This window comes from Streptomyces sp. NPDC098789, assembly GCF_044759975.1.
Lineage (GTDB): Bacteria > Actinomycetota > Actinomycetes > Streptomycetales > Streptomycetaceae > Streptomyces.
In genome coordinates, this window is the sequence record NZ_JBIWAJ010000016.1 from 42,620 (window position 1) to 59,921 (window position 17,302).

Sequence of the window (17,302 nt, forward strand, 5' to 3'; positions counted from 1 at the left end):
GAACACTGCAAGACAGGATCCTGTCCGCGCAAGATCAATCCGAACGAGGAGTCGTGGATCACATGCTGCCCAGCGCCCCCGCCAGGACCTCGACGGCCTCCGCGAACCCCCGGTCGCCCAAGCCCGCGTAGCCCACGACCAGGCCCTCCTGGGGGCTCCCGAGGGGCCCGGCCGCGGGGTGGCGGTACTCCGACAGGCCGTCCAGCAGCAGGCCCGCCCCCCGCGCCGCCGCCAGGGCCGCGGACTCCGTGCCCGGGGGGAGTCCGAGGACGGCGTGCAGGCCGGCCGCGATCCCCGTGACCCGGACCTGCGGGGCCCGCCGGGTCAAGGTGGCGGCCAGGTGGTCGCGGCGGTCGCGGTAGCGGTGGCGCATGCGGCGGACGTGCCGGTCGTACGCGCCCGAGTCCAGGAAGTCGGCGAAGGTCAGCTGGTCCACGGCGCTCGTCCAGGACTCCCGCAGCCCCTTCGCCGCCACGACCTGCCCGACCAGCGCGTCGGGCAGGACCAGCCAACCCAGCCGCAGGGCGGGGGAGAGGCTCTTGCTCAGCGAGCCCGCGTGCACCACCTGCTCCGGTGCCAGGCCCTGGAGGGCGCCGACCGGCTTGCGGTCGTAGCGGAACTCCCCGTCGTAGTCGTCCTCCAGGATCACGCCGCCGGTGGACCGCGCCCACTCCACGGCCGCCGTGCGGCGCGCCGGGAGCAGGGGCCCGCCGGTCGGGAACTGGTGGGCCGGGGTGAGCAGGACCGTACGCGCCCGGGCCGGCAGCGCGTCGGTCCGGGCCCCGTCCCCGTCCAGGGGAACGGGGTGCGGCCGCACGCCCGCCGCCGCCAGGATCCCGTGGTGGAACGGCAGCCCGTACTCCTCCACCGCCCAGTCCCGCGGCCGCAACCCCGCCAGCAGGCGCAGGCCGTTGGCGAAACCCGCGCAGACGACGACGTGCTCCGCGTCGGTACGCACCCCCCGCGCCCGCGCCAGGTACTCGGCCAGCGCCCGCCGCAGCTCCGGGCGCCCGCGCGGGTCCCCGGGCCCGAAGGCGTCGTCCGGAGCCGCGGCCAGGGCCCGGCGGGCGCTCGCGGACCAGGCGCCGCGCGGGAAGGAGGCGGGATCGGGCTTGCCCTGGGTCAGGTCGTACGCGTGCCCCCGGAGCGCCGGCGCCGGCCCGGACGCGGGACGCGCCGGACGCACCGCCGCCCCCTCCGCGACCCGGGTCCCGGAGCCCTGGCGGGCGGTGAACCAGCCCTCGGCGACCAACTCGGCGTAGGCGTCGGAGACCGCGCCCCGGGCCACCCCGAGGTCGACGGCGAGGGAACGGTAGGGCGGCAGCCGCGTCCCGGCCGCCAGACGGCCGCTGCGGACGGCGTCGCGCAACGCCCGGGCGAGCGCGGTGCGACGGGGACCGTCCGGCGGGAGGTCCAGGTGGAGGTCGGCGCCGGTGGCGGCCCCGGAGGCCGGGGTCGGGTCGTGGGGCGGGCGGCCGGTCACGGGGCGAGGGCCGTTCGGGCGGCGCTCAGGAACCGGGTGACGGCGGCGCGCTCGACGGGGTCGAAGGTGCCGAGGAGCTCGACCAGGCCGTCGACCAGCGGGCCGAAGGCGGCCCGACCCAGCCGGACGGCCTCGGGGGAGACCTGGAGCAGCACCCGGCGCCGGTCGACCAGGTCCCGGCTCCGGGTGACGTGGCCGAGCCGCTCCAATCGGTCGATCACGGCGGTCGTGCCGGCCGAGTTGAGGCCGAGCCGCGCGGCCAGCAGCCCCGCGGTCGCACTCTCGCCCGCGCGCGCCGCGTCGAGCAGGCAGAACAGCGCCCGGACGTCGGTCGGGTGCATCCCGTGCGCGGCCCCGAACTCCGCCTGGCGCAGCCCGAACTCGACGGAGACGGCCCGAAGCAGGTGGACCGGCTCTAGGGGGTCGGGGTCGGGGTGGGGGTGGGGGTCTGGGCCGAGGTCCGGGGTCGGGGTCGGGTTGTCGGGCATGGCGCCTCCGCCTAGGATCCGGCACGGATAGAGATATCTCGCTCAGCGAGAGTATCGCTCATCGAGGGGATGGGGTCGATCATCATGTCCGAACGCTCCGGTGCCGAACGCTCCGGTGCCGAGCGCCCCTATGCCGAGCGCTCCGCCGCCGTTATCGGCGGTGCCGGTCGCCGTGCGGGGTTTCGCGCCGCCTATGAGGATGCGCTCCGTCAGTGGTCCGGGTCGGGGGTGGTCGGCGCTAGCTCGCTCGTGACCCCCTACGGCTCCACCCGCGTCAACAGCATCGGCCCGGAGGGGGCTCCGCCGCTCGTGCTGCTCCCCGGCGGCGGTACCTCGTCGCTGGTGTGGGGGGAGTGCCTGCGTGCGGGGCTCGCACGCGAACGTCGGGTGCACGCCGTGGACCTGGTGGGGGAACCCGGCCTGAGCGTGCGGGCCGAGGGGCGGCCGCTGCGCACGGTGGAGGACCTGATCGAGTGGCTCGACGCCGTCCTCGACGGGCTGGGGGAGGAGGTCGTGGAGCTCGGCGGCTACTCCTACGGCGGGTGGATCGCCGCGCACTACGCCGCCCGCCGGCCCGAACGCCTGCGGCGGCTGGTGCTGCTCGACCCCACCCAGGTGTTCGCCGGGCTGCGCCCCGGCTACGTGGCGCGGGCCCTGCCGATGCTGCTGCGCCCCACCCCGGAGCGGATCCGCTCCTTCCTGGCCTGGGAGACCGGGGGCGCCGCGCTCGACCCGGCCTGGCTGCGGATGCGCACGGCCGCCGCCGGCTTCCCGACCGCCCGACCGGTGACGGGGCCGCGCCCGGTGCTGGGCGGCGGCGCGCGTGCGGTGCGCGCGGGGGTGCCGATGCTGGCGCTCTTCGCCGGGGAGGCCCGGTGCCACGTCGCCGAACGCGCGGCCCGCGCCGCCGCCGAGGCAGTGCCGGACGCGCTGGTCGCCGTAATCCCCGGAACCTCCCACCACGCCCTCCCGTTCACGGCCGCGGCGGAACTGACGCGGCGGGTGGGGTAGGGGGGTGGGTGCGGCGCGGCTTCGCCGCGGTGGGCGGGTGCTTCGGGTGGGCGGGGTCGGTGGGGTTCCGGGGGCTGCCCGTCAGTTCAACTGTCTCTCCGTGCCGGGGCGACCTGTCAAGGGCGCTCCCTGCGGTCGCGTCGCTGCGCGATGGCCTGCGGCCACCCTTGACAGGCCACCCCGTCACGGAAAGCCAAGAACTGTCGGGCGGCCCCCGGGGGAAGGCAGGGGGGACCTGATCCTGTGCGACTGGATTCCGGGCAGTGAGGCCATTGCCCTGAGTACGGCCTTGCCGCGCCCTCCGGGCGAACAGACAGCGACCACAAGCGACAAGCCACAAGCGACAAGCCACAAGAACGCGCTCAGATCGCTACGCGCTTCTCCGAGAGAAGCGTCTGCGGGGTGTTGTGGGTGGGAGTACCTTGCCTGACCTATCGATTTTCGATAGATTCTCATCGTAAGTCGATGGGGTGATGGGAGGAGTGGGTCATGGGAAAATTGGCAGTGAGTGCGCTTCGAGCCGTGCTCGGGGTGTTGCTCACCGGCACCTTGCTCGTTCAGGTGGGGATGGTGTGGGTGCTGGTCACCGGCGCGGACGACGAGGCGCTCCCGCTGACGCCGATGCGCGTGATCGTCATCCTGGGCATGTTGGCGGCCCAGGTTGTCCTGGTCAGTGTGTGGCGGTTGGTGACGATGGTGCGGCGCGGGACGGTCTTCTCCCACGCGGCCTTCCGGTACGTGGACGCCGTGATCGGTGCGATCGTGGCGCTTTCCCTCCTGTGGTTCACGGTCACCGCGATCAACGCGCCCGGCCAGCGGGAGGATCCGGGTGTCACCGTCATCATGGGCGGGATCGGTCTGGCCATCTTGGGCGTTGCGCTCATCGTGCTCGTACTGCGGATGCTGCTCGCCCAAGCCGTCGCGCGCGACGTCGAAGCGTCGCAGATGCAGGCCGAGTTGGACGAGGTGATCTGATGCCGATCGTCGTCGACATCGACGTGATGTTGGCCAGGCGGAAGATGTCCGTGGGCGACCTCGCGGATCGGGTGGGAATCACGCCCGCCAACCTGGCAGTGCTCAAGAACGGCCGCGCCAAGGCGGTGCGCTTCGCGACACTCGCCGCACTCTGCGAGGCACTGGAATGCCAGCCGGGCGACCTGCTCCGCTGGGAAGGCGACGCCCCCACAGGCACCTGACACCCTCCCCAATCTGCCCACAGGTGCCCAAAGATCTCCATAGGTGCCCGCCGAGGACGCATCTGCGGGCAGTGGAGGGTTGGAACTCGGCGAGGCCGAGTATTGGGAGGGTCTGGCGTCCGCCCGACCCGAGGCGTGGGTAACAAACCATCATGCAACGGGCATTTTGGAGGGGTGTTGAGTCCCCGCCGTCTCCTGATCCGACTCCTGCTCGGTGGGGCCGAGCTTCCACCCTCCAGCACCACTCACCAGCCCAAATCAGCCCGCTGACGCTTCTCTCGGAGAAGCGCGTAGCGATCTGAAGGCGCTCTTGTGGCTTGTCGTCTGTCGCTTGTTCGCCCGGAGGGCGCGGCAAGGCCGCACTCAGGGCCGCTGCCTCATTGCCCGGAATCCAGTCGCACAGGATCAGGTCCCCCATGCCTTCCCCCGGGGGCCGCCCGACAGTTCTTGGCTTTCCGTGACGGGGTGGCCTGTCAAGGGTGGCCGCAGGCCATCGCGCAGCGACGCGACCGCAGGGAGCGCCCTTGACAGGTCGCCCCGGCGCGGAGAGACAGTGGAACTGACGGGCAGCCCCCGGAACCTCCCCGACCCCGCCCCGCCGAAGCCCCCGCCCACCGCGGCGAAGCCGCGCCCACCCCCGCTCCGCCCCCACCGCCCACCCCCCTACACCAACCCCCTACAGCCCCCGACTCAACAATCGGGTCGTGCTGCCGTCGGGTTCGGGGATGTCCTTGGTGTACGTGAAGCCGATGCGGGCCAACAGGGCCAGGGAGGCTGCGTTCTCCGCGGCGACCGTGGCGTGGACCTCGGTCAGGGCGAGGGTGGTGGTGGCGTACGCGATGAGCGCCTCGGCGATCTCGGTGCCGAGGCGGGCGCCCCAGGCGTCGGGGGAGAGGGCGTAGATGATCTCGTGGCCGCCGCTCTCGGCGGTGGGTTTGATCTCGGCGTGGCCCACGAGGCGCCCGTCGCGGCGGACGGCCCAGACGTCGAAGAGCTTCCCGGCGTAGACCTTCGTGAAGATCCGCCCGAACAGGGCCCGGTCTTCGGCCTCCGGCACGGGCCCTTCGCCCATCCACCGCGACACCCGCTCGTCCTGGAACAGGGCGACGAAGTCCTCTTCGTCCGTGGGCGTGTACGGGTCCAGGGCAAGGCGCGCGGTGCGCAGGGAAGGAGTCACGCGCACCGACGCTACGCGTCCGCCGACGCCCCCGGCCAGCGGGTTTGAGCGCGTCCGCCGTCAGGCGTGCCGGGAGAGGGCCTCGCGGACGGCTTCGTCCGTGCGGGCCACGAGGGCGGTGCCGTCGTCGGCCGTGATGATCGGGCGCTGGATCAGCTTCGGGTGAGCCGCGAGGTGGGTGATCCAGCGGGCCCGGGCGGCGTCGGTCGCCTCGCGCGGCAGCTCCCGCACGCCGGTCTCCTTGGCGAGCGGGTCGGACGTACGGGTGATGTCCCACGGCTCCAGGCCGAGGCGGTCGAGCACCGCGCGGATCTCGTCCTCGGACGGTACGTCGTCCAGGTAGCGCCGCACCGTGTAGTCGGCGCCCTCGGCGTCGAGGAGGGTGAGCGCGCTGCGGCACTTCGAGCAGGCGGGGTTGATCCAGATCTCCATGGCCGAAGCCTAGCGAGGGCGGTCTGGCCAGGGGCTTTTGTCAGTGGTCCCCAGTAAAATCAAAGGAGCACGACAGGAAGCCAACTACCGTTTGGGAGGCTGTAGATGGCCGCTGCCGCGATCATTTCGATGCCCAAGAAGAAGCCACTGCCCGCGGGTCTGCCCCGCGAGTGGTACGAGAGCCACAACCGCCGTCTCAAGGCGATGCGGCTGGCGATTTCCCTGCTCGACACGGGGACGTACGACGCCAAGCGCGCGACGAACCGGAAGATCCGGACGATGGCGGTGCGGGTGGGCATCCACCGGCCGTCCAACGTCACCTGCCGGATGGTCCGGACGTTCATCCGTCAAGCCGGCTGAGCCCCACCGGCCGTCGGTGACGGTGGCGGTGACGGTGACCGCACTGCGAGCCGCGAGCCGCGAGCCGCGAGCCGCGAGCTCGGGCTACGTAGTCCCGGGGGCCTTCGGGAAGCTGAAGCCGTAGACCTGCTCCTTGGGTCACGGCAGCAGGTTTCCGAGGGCCTCGATGGACTGGGTGCGGTCACCGCCGTCGCCGTCGCCGTCGTCGAGGGGCAGGGCGACCACCCTGCCGCCGTCCTCGGCCGCGTGGACGAGGTCCGAGGAGACCAGGTCCGAGGACACCAGGCCCGGGGCCGGGGCCTCGATGACGGAACCGTTGCTGCCCGGGCGGCCCGTCACGCCGTCGCCGCTGCCGTCGTCGTCCGTGCCGAGGAAGACCGCGCCGGTCAGCAGTCCGGTGGCGGCCGCGAGCGCCGTGATCGCGGCCATGCGCCTCTTGTACTTGTGCGGTGCCCTCATGATCGTTCCCCAGCTTCCGGATCGGTGGTGGTGCGCGAGCTGTGATCACCGAGGGAAACATGAGGAATGACCCAAATGGGTGGTTGTCGTTGTTTGGTCACATGATCAGGACCGAGTCGTCACCGCCCCCGGGACGGCCAGGACGAGCAGGGCCACGTCGTCCCGCGGGCCGCCGTCGGTGAAGCGCACCAGGTCCCGCCACACGGCCTCCGTCAGCCCCGCGAGGTCCGCCGGGGTGCCCGCCAGGAGCGCCGGTACCCGGTCGGCCAGCGGGTAGAACGCGCCGATCGCGTCCCGCGCCTCGGTCACCCCGTCGGTGTACAGCAGCAGCCGGTCGCCGGGGCGCAGGGCCGTGACGCCGACGTGGGGCGGGTCGAGGTCCCAGAGCCCCAGCCCGAGCGGGGGGCCCGGTTCCGCCGCCAGCTCGGTGACCGAGCCGTGGCGCAGCAGCAGGGCCGGCGGGTGGCCGCAGGAGACGATCCGTACGAGGTCGAGCGCGGGCGGGAACTCCAGCAGCAGGGCGGTCGCGAACAGCTCGGTGTTCGAGGCGTTCTCGGCGTCGGTGCGCAGGCGCCGGTCCAGGCGGGCCGCGGCCGCCGCCAGGCCGGTGTCGTCCAGCACCGACTCGCGGAACGCGCCGAGCAGCGCCGCCACCGTGGCGACCGCGGCCAGCCCGTGTCCCTGGACGTCCCCGACGAGCGCGCGGACCCCGTGCGGGCCCGCCCGTACGTCGTACAGGTCGCCGCCGACCAGGGTGCCGTGCTGGGCCGCCCGGTACAGCCCGGCGCACCGGACCGGGCCCACCTCGGGCGGCGCGGGCGGCAGCACGGCGAGCTGGGCCGCCTCCGCCACCGTCCGGACGCTGACCAGCTGGGCGTCCCGGCGTTTGCGCACCCAGGCGATGACCACGCTGAGCAGCCCGATCGCGGCCACGGTGGCGAGGTCGGTGCCCCGGGCGTGACCGACGCCGAGGCCCGGCAGGCCGAGCAGGGCCAGGACCAGGGCGGCGAAGAACGCGGTGCCGGTCGCCCCGTACGAGAACGCCGCGACCGGGGGCAGTCCGGCCAGGAAGAACCCCAGCTCCACGTTGCCCGGGGTCAGGGCCTGGGCGGCCACGAGCACCGCGAGGGCGACGGCGGGCGCGAGGCGGGCCCAGCGCGGCGGGGGCTCCCCGCGCAGCCAGCCGGCTTGCTCGCGTCCTCGTCTCACCTCTCCACCCTGGTGCCAGGGGCGTGGGCGCGCACGCCGGGCCGGCGCGTGCCGGAGAGTGGACCCGTGACGCACGATGACGAGGGATCGCAGAGCGGGGCCATCAGCACCCGGCTCAACTGGTTGCGGGCTGGGGTGCTCGGGGCCAACGACGGGATCATTTCCACGGCCGGGCTGGTGGTGGGCGTGGCCGGGGCGACGACGAGCCGCTCGGCCATCTTGACGGCCGGGGTCGCCGGGCTGCTGGCGGGTGCGCTGTCGATGGCGGCGGGGGAGTACGTGTCCGTCAGCTCGCAGCGCGACTCGGAACGGGCCGCGCTGGAGCTGGAGCGGCGGGAGCTGGCGGAGGAGCCGGAGGCGGAGCTGGCGGAGCTGGCCGGGCTGCTGGAGGCGCGCGGCCTGAGCGAGGAGGTGGCGCTGGAGGCCGCGCAGCAGCTGACGGAACGGGACGCGTTGCGGGCGCACGCCCGGGTGGAGCTGGGGATCAACCCGGACGAGCTGGCGAACCCGTGGCACGCGGCGCTGGCGAGCCTGGTCGCGTTCACGGTCGGGGCCGTGCTGCCGCTGCTGGCGATCGTGCTGCCGGGGGTGGGGTGGCGGGTGCCGGTGACGGTGGGGGCGGTGTTGTGTGCCCTTGCGCTGTGCGGGTGGGTGAGTGCGAGGTTGGGGGCGGCGGGGGTGTCGCGGGCGGTGCTTCGGAATGTGCTGGGCGGTGCGGTGGCCATGGCCGTGACCTACGGGGTCGGCACCTGGCTGGGTGCCACCTAGCCCTTGCCTTTGGCGTGACCGCCGAGGCCCCGCCTGCCCAGTCCTGGGCCGGCCCACTCCGGCCCCGACCGGGGGCACCTCCCAGCGGTAGCTGGAGGAGTTTGAGGCGCGGGGTCTGGGGCGGAGCCCCAGGAGCCCCGCAGGGGACAACGGCCCTGGCGGGCCGCCCCGGGCTCCGCCCGGACCCGCGCCTCAAACGCCGGCGAGGCTGAATCGGCCCGGCTGGGCGAGTGGAATGGCTCCGCCCGGACCCGCGCCTCAAACTCCCCCAGCTACCGCTGGGAGGGGCCCCCGGGCGAGGCTGAATCGGGCCGGGCCCGGCTGGAACGGCTTCGGCGGGATTGGCTCCGGATGGGGGGAGGATGGGGGGATGCGGATCGTGGTCACCGGCTCGGCCGGGCTCATCGGAACGGCGCTCGTGCGCTCCCTGCGCGAGGACGGCCACGACATCGTGCGCCTCGTCCGCCGCGCCCCCACCGCCCCGGACGAGGCCGAGTGGGACCCGCGCCGCGGGTACGTCGCCCCCGAGGCCCTGACCGGCAGCGAGGCCGTCGTGCACCTCGCCGGGGCCGGGGTCGGGGACCACCGCTGGTCGGCGCGGTACAAGCGGGAGATCCGGGACAGCCGCGTGCTCGGCACCACCGCGATCGCCACCGCCGTGGCGGCGATGGAGCGCCCGCCCTCCGTCCTGGTCTGCGGCAGCGCCATCGGCTACTACGGCGACACCGGCCAGCGGGCCGTGGACGAGACCGCTCCGGCGGGCACCGGCTTCCTGCCCTCCGTCTGCGTGGAGTGGGAGGCGGCCGCCGCCCCCGCCGCGGCGGCCGGGGTGCGGACCGCCTTCGCCCGGACCGGGCTCGTCGTCGCGGCCGAGGGCGGCGCCTGGGGCAAGCTCTTCCCGGTGTTCCGGGCGGGCATCGGCGGCCGCCTCGGTGACGGCCGCCAGTACTGGTCGTACATCTCCCTGCACGACGAGATCGCGGCCCTGCGCCACCTGATCGTCACCCCGGAGCTGTCCGGCCCGGTGAACCTCACCGCTCCGGAGCCGCTGACCAACCGGGAGATCACCGCGGCGATGGGGCGCGTACTGCGGCGGCCGACGGTGTGCGCCGTACCGGCGGCGGCGATGCGGATCGCGCTGGGCGAGTTCTCCGAGGACGTGCTGGGCAGCCAGCGGGTCCGGCCCGCGCGGCTGTTGGAGTCCGGGTTCGTCTTCCGCCACCCGGGGATCGACGAGGCGATCAGGGCGGCGCTGGCGCGTTCGTGAGCATCGGGGGGCGCATTCGCGGGGGCGCGCCGACCGGCGGACACCGCCCGGCGTGCGACCGTTTGTGACCCGCATGCGACCCGCACGTGTCCGGAGTGCGACCGGTATGCAACCGGAAACGTTCGGAAAAGCGCATCCAACTCGGGTTCTGCTGGAGCTGGTTGGGGGAAGGAGGACCAGACAAGCCGCGCCGACCTCGGGGAGGGGCACGTGCTCAGCAGCGCACACCGTGCAGACGTAGTCATCGTGGGAGCCGGAGTCTCAGGACTCGCGGCGGCACACCATCTGATCGCAGCGGGGGTCAGCGTCACCGTCCTGGAGGCCGCCGACGATCCCGGCGGCCGGATGGCCACCGAGCGGACCGACGGATTCCGATTGGACCGGGTCGGTCAGCTCCTCAACACCTCGTACCCGGAACTGGCCCGCACACCCGGCCTGGAGGGCCTGGTCCTGCGGCCCTTCGCACCCGGCGTCCTCGTCCACAGCGAGGGCAAACAACTGAGGGCCGGCGCCCTCACACCGGCCCGCGCCCTCGCCAGCGGCTCGCTCGACCAGGCCCGGCTCAGCGCCGCGCTCGGTCGTCTCGCGGCCCTGCCCGAGGAGCGGATCCTGGCCCGTCCCGAACGCACCGCGCTCGCCGCGCTGCGCAGCCGGACCCTGCCTCCGCGCACGGTCACCGGGGTCCTGCGACCCCTGCTCGCCACCCTGCTCTGCGACCCGGAGCTCACCACCTCCAGCCGGGTCGCCGACCTCGCGCTGCGCCGCTTCGCCCGCGGTCGCCTCGCGGTGCCCGAAGGCGGCGCCGCCGCCCTGCCGGCGCTCCTGGCCGCCGGGCTGCCGCCCGGCACCGTGCGCACCGGCGTGCGCGTGCGCTCGGTGGCCACCAACCTGGTGACCACCGAGGAGCACGGCGACTTCGCCTGCCGCTCCGTCCTGCTCGCCACCGGCGCCCGCGCCGCGGCCGAGCTGCTGCCGGGCCTGCGCGTGCCCCGCTTCCACGAGATCACCGTCATCCACCACGCGACCACCGCCGAGCTGCCCTGGGACGGCTCGCTCCTGCTCGACGGCGACCCCAAGTGGCCGCTCGCGCACACCACCGTGATGAGCGCCGTCGACCCGAGCCGCGCCCCGGCCGGGCGCTCGCTCGTCAGCACCACCGTGCTCGGACCGCCGCCGCCCGCCCGGACGGTGGCCTCCCGCCTCGCCCGGCTCTACGAGACCTCCACCCGGGACTGGGAGCCGCTCGCCGTCCACCACACGCCCGAGGCCGTCCCGGCCATGCCCGCGCCGTACGACACGCGGCGCACGGTCCGGCTGCTCGCCGGGCTGTACGTGTGCGGGGACCACCGGGACACCAACACCGTGCAGGGCGCCCTGCACTCGGCGCGCCGCGCCACCACCGCCGTCCTGCGCGACTTCGGCATCCCGGTGCCGGTCGCGGAGCCCGTCGTACCGGCGGCTGCCTGAAACCACCCAGTGCGGGGCCCGGTCTCCCGAGGGGGACCGGGCCCCCGGCACGTCCGGGGCGCGACGGGGCGCCGGGGGCCCGGCTACGACAGCGACGCCACCCGGTCCCGGTAGGTCCGCACGGCCGCCGCGTCCCGGTAGGGCTCCAGCCGCCGCTCGAAGTCCCGTACGTACTCCACCGCGCGCACCGAGCGCATCTCCATCGCCTGCTGCGCCGCCTCCGCGCCCAGGGCGCACGCCTGGTCCAGCTCGCCCAGCCCCAGCCGCGCCGTGGCCAGCACCACCCGGCAGAAGAGCCGGGAGCGCGCGAAGCCCGGCGCGCGCAGCTGGAGCGAGCGCTCCGCGTGCTGCGCCGCGGCCCGGTACTGCTGGAGGTCGCGGTGGCAGTGCCCGAACTCGTCGGCCAGCTCCGCCTCGTCGAAGGTCCGCGCCCAGTGCGGTACGTCGTCCCCGGGCCGCGCGGCGCCGAGCGCGCGTTCCGCCCGTACGAGGGAGGCGGTGGCCGCCCGCACCTCGCCCAGTACCGCGTGCCCCCGCGCCTCCGCCGCGTGCAGCAGCCCCTGGACCACCTGGGGCGGGCCCGACCCGACGCCCTGCTGGGCGACCCGGGCCAGCTGTACGGCCTCCCGCCCGTGGCCGAGGTAGACCGCCTGGCGGCTCATGGTGACCAGGACGTAGGCGCCGTAGGGCCGGTCCCCGGCGGCCTGGGCGAGGCGCAGGGCCTGGACGAAGTAGCGCTGGGCGAGCCCGTGGGCGGCGATGTCGTACGAGGTCCAGCCCGCGAGCCGGGTCAGGTCGGCGGCGGCCGCGAAGAGCCGCCGCCCGGAGTTCTCGCCGTAGGTGCCGCGCAGCATCGGCTCCGCCTCGTGCTCCAGGTAGCGCACCAGGGCCTGGCGTGCGTGGCCGCCGCCGTAGGCGTGGTCCAGCGCCCGGAAGAGCTCGCCGACCGATCTGAGCGCGGCGATGTCCCCGGAGGTGACCCGTTGGCCGGGGCCCCGGTCGATCTGGCGCTGGCGGGGCACGGTCGAGCGGTTCTGGGCCGGGATCCGCGAGGCGCCCGGGTCCGAGCCCCGGGCGACGCGCTCGTCGGCCCGGCCGATCAGCCAGTCCCGGCTGGGGACGACGAGTCCGGCCGGGGTGAAGGCGATCTTCCGCAGTTCGGCGTGCGAACCGGAGTCCTTGCGCCACAGGCCGCTCGCGATGTCCACGGCCTCCTCGGGGGTGGCCGCGAACTCCAGCCCCGCGTAGACCGGGGCGCAGGCGTCCAGCCCGAGGTCCTGCGCCGAGAGCCGCCGCCCGAGCCGCCGGGTGAACACTTCGGCGATCAGCGCCGGGGTGGTTCCGCGCGGCTGTTGCCCGCGCAGCCACCGGGTGACCGAGGTCTTGTCGTACCGCAGATCGAGACCGTGCTCCAGACCGAGCTGGTCCACGCGGCGGGCGAGCCCGGCATTGGAGAACCCGGCCTCGGCGATCAGTGCCGCGAGCTGCCGGTTGGGGACGCGCTGGGCAGGTCGTTCCGTCATCGGCTCCACGGTCTCCTGACGTGACGGACCGGTGTCCCGGCCCTGTGAACGGCGTGAATGTAGCGGCGAACACTGCCCGGACCGCCCCTTCTATCCCACATTCATCCGATCGTGCGAAGAACCGGGCAGGCCCTTTACGGATGGGTCCCGCATCCCCGCCTAAGCTGCGGGCATGACCCGCTGGCCCCACGAGTCGCACGCCGTACCGGAATCCACCGCGCCGCTCCTCGCGCCCGAGATCACCGAGGCCGAGTGCCGCCGGTGCGGCACGCTGATCGCCGGGCTCGACGGGCGCTACGCCTGCGGTGTGTGCGGCTGGGTCAACGACCACTCCGAGGGCCACCGGCGGCTGCCGCGGGCCGACGAGGACCCGGACCGGCCCCCGCGGGGCCGCAAACAGCCCCGCCGCCTCCCGGCCCCGCCGCCCGAGACGGCCTAGACACCCGCCGCCCGAGACGGCCCGGGCACCCCTCCGCCCGTGCCCGCCCACCCCCGCGCGGGCGCCTTGCGGGCCCCGTGCGGGGGCCCTGCCGGGCCGTCGCGGGGGCGCCGTACGCTGGGTGCGTGCGATATGGGTGCGATATGCACGCACAGCGGGTTTCAACGAGGAGGCGCTGCGGTGGCTGAGCTGCGGTTTGTCCATCTGGGCTTCGGTCCGGATGCCGTCGAGTACACCGAGGCTTGGGAAGAGCAGCGGCGCGTCCACGCCGCACGCTTCGCGGACGAGACCGAAGACACCTGCCTGCTGCTGGAGCACCTCCCGGTCTACACGGCGGGACGGCGCACGGCCGACAGCGAGCGCCCCCTCGACGGCACCCCGGTGGTCGACGTGGACCGCGGCGGGAAGATCACCTGGCACGGCCCCGGCCAGCTCGTCGGCTACCCGATCATGAAGCTGCCCCGCCCGGTGGACGTGGTCGCCCACGTCCGGCGGCTGGAGGACGCGCTGATCCGCACCGCCGCCGACTTCGGCCTGGAGACCAGCCGGGTCGAGGGCCGCTCCGGCGTCTGGGTGCTCGGCGACCCCGTCGAGGACCGCCCCAAGCTCGGCGGGCTGTCGCTCGACTTCGACCCGAGGCTCGCGGACGAGGAGTTCGACCCCCGGCTGAACGGGCCGGAGTACGCGCCGTCCAACGCCGGCCAGCGCCGCGAGGACCGCAAGCTCGCCGCCATCGGCATCCGCGTCGCCAAGGGCGTCACGATGCACGGCTTCGCGATCAACGTGAATCCCGACAACACCTGGTTCGACCGGATCGTCCCCTGCGGCATCCGCGACGCCGGTGTGACCTCGCTCTCGTACGAACTGGGCCGCGAGATCACCATCGCCGAGGTGCTGCCGGTCATCGAGGGCCACCTCAAGGACGTCCTGGAGGGCGCCGACCCGCGGCCGCGCGTCATCGAGCCCGCGGCCTCCTAGACCCGGGGGAGCCCCGGGGGAGCCCGGGCGGAGCCCCGGGGGAATGCGTCCGCCCGCCCGCAGGTTGGCCGACGTAAGAACGTATGAATTTACGGGCGTACCCTGGTGGGCGCCGAAGAATCGAAGTCACAGGGAGCCGGTCGTGTCCGCAGTCGCACCCGACGGACGCAAGATGCTGCGCCTGGAGGTCCGTAACGCCCAGACGCCCATCGAGCGCAAGCCCGAGTGGATCAAGACCCGGGCGAAGATGGGTCCCGAGTACACCAAGATGCAGGCCCTGGTGAAGGGCGAAGGACTGCACACGGTGTGCCAGGAAGCCGGCTGTCCGAACATCTACGAATGCTGGGAGGACCGCGAGGCCACCTTCCTCATCGGTGGCGACCAGTGCACCCGGCGCTGCGACTTCTGCCAGATCGACACGGGCAAGCCCGAGGCGCTGGACCGTGACGAGCCGCGCCGCGTGGGCGAGTCCGTGGTCACCATGGACCTGAACTACGCCACCATCACCGGTGTCGCCCGCGACGACCTGCCGGACGGCGGCGCCTGGCTCTACGCCGAGACGGTGCGCCAGATCCACCAGCAGACGGCGGAGCGCGCCGGCGGCCACACCAAGGTGGAGCTGCTCGCGCCCGACTTCAACGCGGTGCCGGAGCTGCTGGAAGAGGTCTTCGCCTCCCGCCCCGAGGTCTTCGCGCACAACGTCGAGACGGTCCCGCGCATCTTCAAGCGGATCCGCCCCGGTTTCCGCTACGAGCGCTCGCTCGACGTGATCACCAAGGCGCGCGAGTACGGCCTGATCACCAAGTCGAACCTGATCCTCGGCATGGGCGAGGAGCGCGAGGAAGTCACCCAGGCGCTCAAGGACCTGCACACCGCGGGTTGCGAACTCATCACGATCACCCAGTACCTGCGGCCCTCGTCGCGGCACCACCCCGTGGAGCGCTGGGTGAAGCCGGCCGAGTTCGTGGAGCTGGCGAAGGAGGCCGAGGACATCGGCTTCTCCGGCGTGATGTCGGGTCCGCTGGTGCGTTCCTCGTACCGCGCGGGCCGGCTGTACCAGCAGGCGATGGACCACCGGACGACTGTGTGAATTCGCGCACAAAGTCCTACTAAGCAGTAACACCACGGCGACGCGGCCCCTAGGCTCCCTCAAGGGAGACACCTGGCGGGCCGCGTCAATGTTTCATCATCGTTTGACCAGTCGGTCACGCCCTGGTAACACCAATCAGTGACGCTGGCTCCACGCACCGCACACGGCGCGCACGCACGGCGCATGCGCGGCGCACGCGCCGCACCCGCACGGCACCCACGAAGTTCCACCTGAACCGCGAAGCTCCACCGACGAGAGCACCAGAGAGGGATCGACATGCAGGCCGCGCCCGTTCGCGCCATCGCCATCCCGTCGTTCACCGACGCCTTCCGGGGCATCGAGTCGCTGCTCATGAGCGGCGCCCGTCGCAACGCCTGGACGGCGGTGCTGGAGGACCGCCGCAGGGCCAAGGACCGCGTCGAAACCGAGCACGTACTCGAGGCCGCGGCGACCCGGACTCCGCAGGCCACGTAAACTTCGCTGCATGGCGAGGAAGTCAAACGCAGAGACTGCTGCGAACCCCGGGCGACTGAAGCAGATCGCCCTGACGTACAAGATGACCCGTAAGGCCGACCCGAAGGTCGGTCTCATCGTCGCGGGCGTGGGAATCGTCACCTTTGGTGTCGTCCTCGGGATCGGCTTCCTGATCGGTTACCCGATCTATCTGGGCATCCTGGGATTCCTGGTCGCCTTCCTGGCGATGGCGATCATCTTCGGCCGGCGTGCCGAGGCCGCTGCCTTCGGGCAGATGGAGGGCCAGCCGGGCGCCGCCGCGGCGGTCCTGGACAACGTGGGACGGGGTTGGACCACCACCCCCGCGATCGCGATGAGCCGCCAGCAGGACATCGTGCACCGCGCGGTCGGCAAGGCCGGCGTCGTGCTGGTCGCCGAGGGCAACCCGAACCGGGTCAAGAGCCTGCTCGCCGCCGAGAAGAAGAAGATGAAGCGCGTCATGCCGGAGATCCCGGTGCACGACATCATCGTCGGCACGGGCGAGGGCGAGGTGCCGCTCAAGAAGGTGCGCACGACGCTGCTCAAGCTGCCGCGCGTGCTCGCGGGCCCGCAGATCACCGAGGTGAACGACAAGCTGCGCGCCATGGGCGACCTGATGAGCAACATGCCCATCCCCAAGGGTCCCATGCCGGGACGCGGTGCCCGGGGCGGTCAGCGGCCGCCGCGCGGCTGACCCGCCCGCATTGCATACAAGACATACAAGTGGGGCGCCCCCGGTCATCGACCGGGGGCGCCCCACTTCGCGATCGGGGCCCTTCGGCTTCGCGATCGGGGCCCTTCGGGCTCCCGCTCCCGCTTCGTCTCAGATGCGGACCTGGACGGCGCGCGCGAGGCGGTCGTGCAGGCCGCGGGCGTCGCGGTCCCAGATGACCGCCGGGATGACCAGGGCGAGCAGCAGGGTGCGCAGCACCACGCGGCCGAAGCCGAGGCGCCCGCCGTTCTCCGAGATCACCCGGAGGCCGAGGATCCGCTTGCCGGGGGTGAAGCCCACGGTGCCCACCGTCAGGATCGCCAGGGCCACGAAGAGCCCCAGGGTCCAGTTGCCCGTCGCGGTCGATTCGCCGTGCGTGATCAGCCCGTACGTGATGACCAGGCAGCCGGTCCAGTCGATGGCCACGGCGGCCAGCCGACGGCCGAAGCGGGCCACGGAGCCCGGACCCTCCTTGGGAAGGCCCAGCTGCTGGCCCGGGTAGCCGAAGTCGGCGCCCATGTCCTCGGCGGCCGCGCGGGGGCCGGAGAGCCACGATCCGATTGCTTGCCTGTTGTCCACCCGACCACGGTACCCGTGGTGCTCCCACAGCCTCCGCCGGGACCCTGGTTAACTTGTGCGAAACAAATGGGTCATGCTTGAGAAATCCCGTCTGCTTATGGTCGGGTCAGCGTGCGGCACCGCACTGACGCACCACGAGCTATGCAACCCGTCCCTCCCCCGGGGCCGGGAG

General features: G+C 73.3%; 20 protein-coding genes. 12 read left to right on the forward strand and 8 right to left on the reverse strand.

Annotated features, from left to right (window positions below):
* Positions 1-58: 58 nt before the first annotated feature.
* Both ACIQWR_RS28420 and ACIQWR_RS28425 read right to left on the reverse strand, forming a co-directional pair.
* Positions 59-1,483, reverse strand: a complete 1,425-nt coding sequence (locus ACIQWR_RS28420; RefSeq protein ID WP_404015151.1) for a PLP-dependent aminotransferase family protein — start codon at positions 1,481-1,483, stop codon at positions 59-61.
* The gene (locus ACIQWR_RS28425; RefSeq protein WP_404015154.1) at positions 1,480-1,971 is read right to left on the reverse strand and encodes a MarR family winged helix-turn-helix transcriptional regulator; all 492 of its coding nucleotides are present in this window, start codon (positions 1,969-1,971) and stop codon (positions 1,480-1,482) included. The genes ACIQWR_RS28420 and ACIQWR_RS28425 overlap by 4 nt, the downstream gene beginning before the upstream one ends.
* Positions 1,972-2,220: 249 nt before the next feature.
* On the opposite strand from ACIQWR_RS28425, the gene ACIQWR_RS28430 reads away from it, so the two are divergent.
* The 3 genes from ACIQWR_RS28430 to ACIQWR_RS28440 all read left to right on the forward strand — a co-directional run bounded on the left by ACIQWR_RS28430 (position 2,221) and on the right by ACIQWR_RS28440 (position 4,178).
* The gene (locus ACIQWR_RS28430) at positions 2,221-2,982 is read left to right on the forward strand and encodes an alpha/beta fold hydrolase (protein ID WP_404015157.1); all 762 of its coding nucleotides are present in this window, start codon (positions 2,221-2,223) and stop codon (positions 2,980-2,982) included.
* 489 nt (positions 2,983-3,471) lie between these two features.
* Positions 3,472-3,957 carry a DUF2975 domain-containing protein gene (locus ACIQWR_RS28435; protein WP_404015159.1) on the forward strand — a complete coding sequence of 162 codons (486 nt, stop codon included), beginning with the start codon at positions 3,472-3,474 and terminating at the stop codon, positions 3,955-3,957.
* The gene (locus tag ACIQWR_RS28440) at positions 3,957-4,178 is read left to right on the forward strand and encodes a helix-turn-helix domain-containing protein (RefSeq protein WP_404015161.1); all 222 of its coding nucleotides are present in this window, start codon (positions 3,957-3,959) and stop codon (positions 4,176-4,178) included. Before ACIQWR_RS28435 ends, ACIQWR_RS28440 begins: the two co-directional genes overlap by 1 nt.
* Before the next feature lie 676 nt (positions 4,179-4,854).
* Here ACIQWR_RS28440 and ACIQWR_RS28445 read toward each other — a convergent pair.
* On the reverse strand, positions 4,855-5,355 hold the full coding sequence (locus ACIQWR_RS28445; protein WP_404015164.1) for a GNAT family N-acetyltransferase: 501 nt from the start codon (positions 5,353-5,355) through the stop codon (positions 4,855-4,857).
* Positions 5,356-5,415: 60 nt separating this feature from the next.
* A complete protein-coding gene (locus ACIQWR_RS28450; RefSeq protein WP_404015167.1) occupies positions 5,416-5,787 on the reverse strand; it encodes an ArsC/Spx/MgsR family protein in 372 nt (123 codons plus the stop codon).
* A gap of 105 nt (positions 5,788-5,892) precedes the next feature.
* Between ACIQWR_RS28450 and ACIQWR_RS28455 the strand changes: the two genes are divergently transcribed.
* Positions 5,893-6,147 carry a hypothetical protein gene (locus ACIQWR_RS28455; protein ID WP_354383481.1) on the forward strand — a complete coding sequence of 85 codons (255 nt, stop codon included), beginning with the start codon at positions 5,893-5,895 and terminating at the stop codon, positions 6,145-6,147.
* 138 nt (positions 6,148-6,285) lie between these two features.
* Here ACIQWR_RS28455 and ACIQWR_RS28460 read toward each other — a convergent pair whose 3' ends face one another.
* Positions 6,286-6,606, reverse strand: coding sequence for a hypothetical protein (locus ACIQWR_RS28460; RefSeq protein WP_404015170.1), 321 nt, complete (start codon positions 6,604-6,606; stop codon positions 6,286-6,288).
* A 105-nt stretch (positions 6,607-6,711) separates the two neighbouring features.
* Entirely contained in the window at positions 6,712-7,815 is a 1,104-nt protein-coding gene (locus tag ACIQWR_RS28465; protein ID WP_404015173.1) for a PP2C family protein-serine/threonine phosphatase, read from the reverse strand.
* A gap of 66 nt (positions 7,816-7,881) precedes the next feature.
* Between ACIQWR_RS28465 and ACIQWR_RS28470 the strand changes: the two genes are divergently transcribed.
* The 3 genes from ACIQWR_RS28470 (at position 7,882) to ACIQWR_RS28480 (ending at position 11,317) form a co-directional block, all read left to right on the forward strand.
* Positions 7,882-8,583, forward strand: a complete 702-nt coding sequence (locus tag ACIQWR_RS28470; RefSeq protein WP_404015175.1) for a VIT family protein — start codon at positions 7,882-7,884, stop codon at positions 8,581-8,583.
* A 370-nt stretch (positions 8,584-8,953) separates the two neighbouring features.
* The gene (locus tag ACIQWR_RS28475; RefSeq protein ID WP_404015177.1) at positions 8,954-9,850 is read left to right on the forward strand and encodes a TIGR01777 family oxidoreductase; all 897 of its coding nucleotides are present in this window, start codon (positions 8,954-8,956) and stop codon (positions 9,848-9,850) included.
* A 210-nt stretch (positions 9,851-10,060) separates the two neighbouring features.
* Positions 10,061-11,317, forward strand: coding sequence for an FAD-dependent oxidoreductase (locus ACIQWR_RS28480; protein WP_404015180.1), 1,257 nt, complete (start codon positions 10,061-10,063; stop codon positions 11,315-11,317).
* 83 nt (positions 11,318-11,400) lie between these two features.
* On the opposite strand, the gene ACIQWR_RS28485 is transcribed toward ACIQWR_RS28480, so the two are convergent.
* A complete protein-coding gene (locus ACIQWR_RS28485; protein WP_404015183.1) occupies positions 11,401-12,840 on the reverse strand; it encodes a regulator in 1,440 nt (479 codons plus the stop codon).
* Between the two features lie 172 nt (positions 12,841-13,012).
* Here ACIQWR_RS28485 and ACIQWR_RS28490 point away from each other — a divergent pair, with 172 nt between their 5' ends.
* From ACIQWR_RS28490 to ACIQWR_RS28510, 5 genes are all read left to right on the forward strand, one after another.
* The gene (locus tag ACIQWR_RS28490) at positions 13,013-13,279 is read left to right on the forward strand and encodes a hypothetical protein (protein WP_399266827.1); all 267 of its coding nucleotides are present in this window, start codon (positions 13,013-13,015) and stop codon (positions 13,277-13,279) included.
* A 180-nt stretch (positions 13,280-13,459) separates the two neighbouring features.
* Positions 13,460-14,257, forward strand: coding sequence for a lipoyl(octanoyl) transferase LipB (lipB, locus tag ACIQWR_RS28495; protein ID WP_404015186.1), 798 nt, complete (start codon positions 13,460-13,462; stop codon positions 14,255-14,257).
* A gap of 142 nt (positions 14,258-14,399) precedes the next feature.
* Positions 14,400-15,347 carry a lipoyl synthase gene (gene lipA / locus ACIQWR_RS28500; protein WP_404015189.1) on the forward strand — a complete coding sequence of 316 codons (948 nt, stop codon included), beginning with the start codon at positions 14,400-14,402 and terminating at the stop codon, positions 15,345-15,347.
* A 276-nt stretch (positions 15,348-15,623) separates the two neighbouring features.
* The gene (locus ACIQWR_RS28505; protein ID WP_214937012.1) at positions 15,624-15,821 is read left to right on the forward strand and encodes a hypothetical protein; all 198 of its coding nucleotides are present in this window, start codon (positions 15,624-15,626) and stop codon (positions 15,819-15,821) included.
* 10 nt (positions 15,822-15,831) lie between these two features.
* Positions 15,832-16,533 (forward strand): DUF4191 domain-containing protein, encoded by a 702-nt coding sequence (locus ACIQWR_RS28510; protein WP_404015192.1) that lies wholly within the window; start codon positions 15,832-15,834, stop codon positions 16,531-16,533.
* Between the two features lie 129 nt (positions 16,534-16,662).
* On the opposite strand, the gene ACIQWR_RS28515 is transcribed toward ACIQWR_RS28510, so the two are convergent.
* A complete protein-coding gene (locus ACIQWR_RS28515) occupies positions 16,663-17,130 on the reverse strand; it encodes an RDD family protein (protein ID WP_354383732.1) in 468 nt (155 codons plus the stop codon).
* Between the last annotated feature and the right edge of the window lie 172 nt (positions 17,131-17,302).

What these genes read in the sequence shown, in the direction of transcription:
- ACIQWR_RS28425 (WP_404015154.1), bottom strand. Translation starts at nt 1,971, where the DNA reads ATGCCCGACAACCCGACCCCGACCCCGGACCTCGGCCCAGACCCCCAC.
- ACIQWR_RS28435 (WP_404015159.1), top strand. Translation starts at nt 3,472, where the DNA reads ATGGGAAAATTGGCAGTGAGTGCGCTTCGAGCCGTGCTCGGGGTGTTG.
- ACIQWR_RS28440 (WP_404015161.1), top strand. Translation starts at nt 3,957, where the DNA reads ATGCCGATCGTCGTCGACATCGACGTGATGTTGGCCAGGCGGAAGATG.
- ACIQWR_RS28450 (WP_404015167.1), bottom strand. Translation starts at nt 5,787, where the DNA reads ATGGAGATCTGGATCAACCCCGCCTGCTCGAAGTGCCGCAGCGCGCTC.
- ACIQWR_RS28455 (WP_354383481.1), top strand. Translation starts at nt 5,893, where the DNA reads ATGGCCGCTGCCGCGATCATTTCGATGCCCAAGAAGAAGCCACTGCCC.
- ACIQWR_RS28460 (WP_404015170.1), bottom strand. Translation starts at nt 6,606, where the DNA reads ATGAGGGCACCGCACAAGTACAAGAGGCGCATGGCCGCGATCACGGCG.
- ACIQWR_RS28475 (WP_404015177.1), top strand. Translation starts at nt 8,954, where the DNA reads ATGCGGATCGTGGTCACCGGCTCGGCCGGGCTCATCGGAACGGCGCTC.
- ACIQWR_RS28485 (WP_404015183.1), bottom strand. Translation starts at nt 12,840, where the DNA reads ATGACGGAACGACCTGCCCAGCGCGTCCCCAACCGGCAGCTCGCGGCA.
- ACIQWR_RS28490 (WP_399266827.1), top strand. Translation starts at nt 13,013, where the DNA reads ATGACCCGCTGGCCCCACGAGTCGCACGCCGTACCGGAATCCACCGCG.
- ACIQWR_RS28505 (WP_214937012.1), top strand. Translation starts at nt 15,624, where the DNA reads ATGCAGGCCGCGCCCGTTCGCGCCATCGCCATCCCGTCGTTCACCGAC.
- ACIQWR_RS28510 (WP_404015192.1), top strand. Translation starts at nt 15,832, where the DNA reads ATGGCGAGGAAGTCAAACGCAGAGACTGCTGCGAACCCCGGGCGACTG.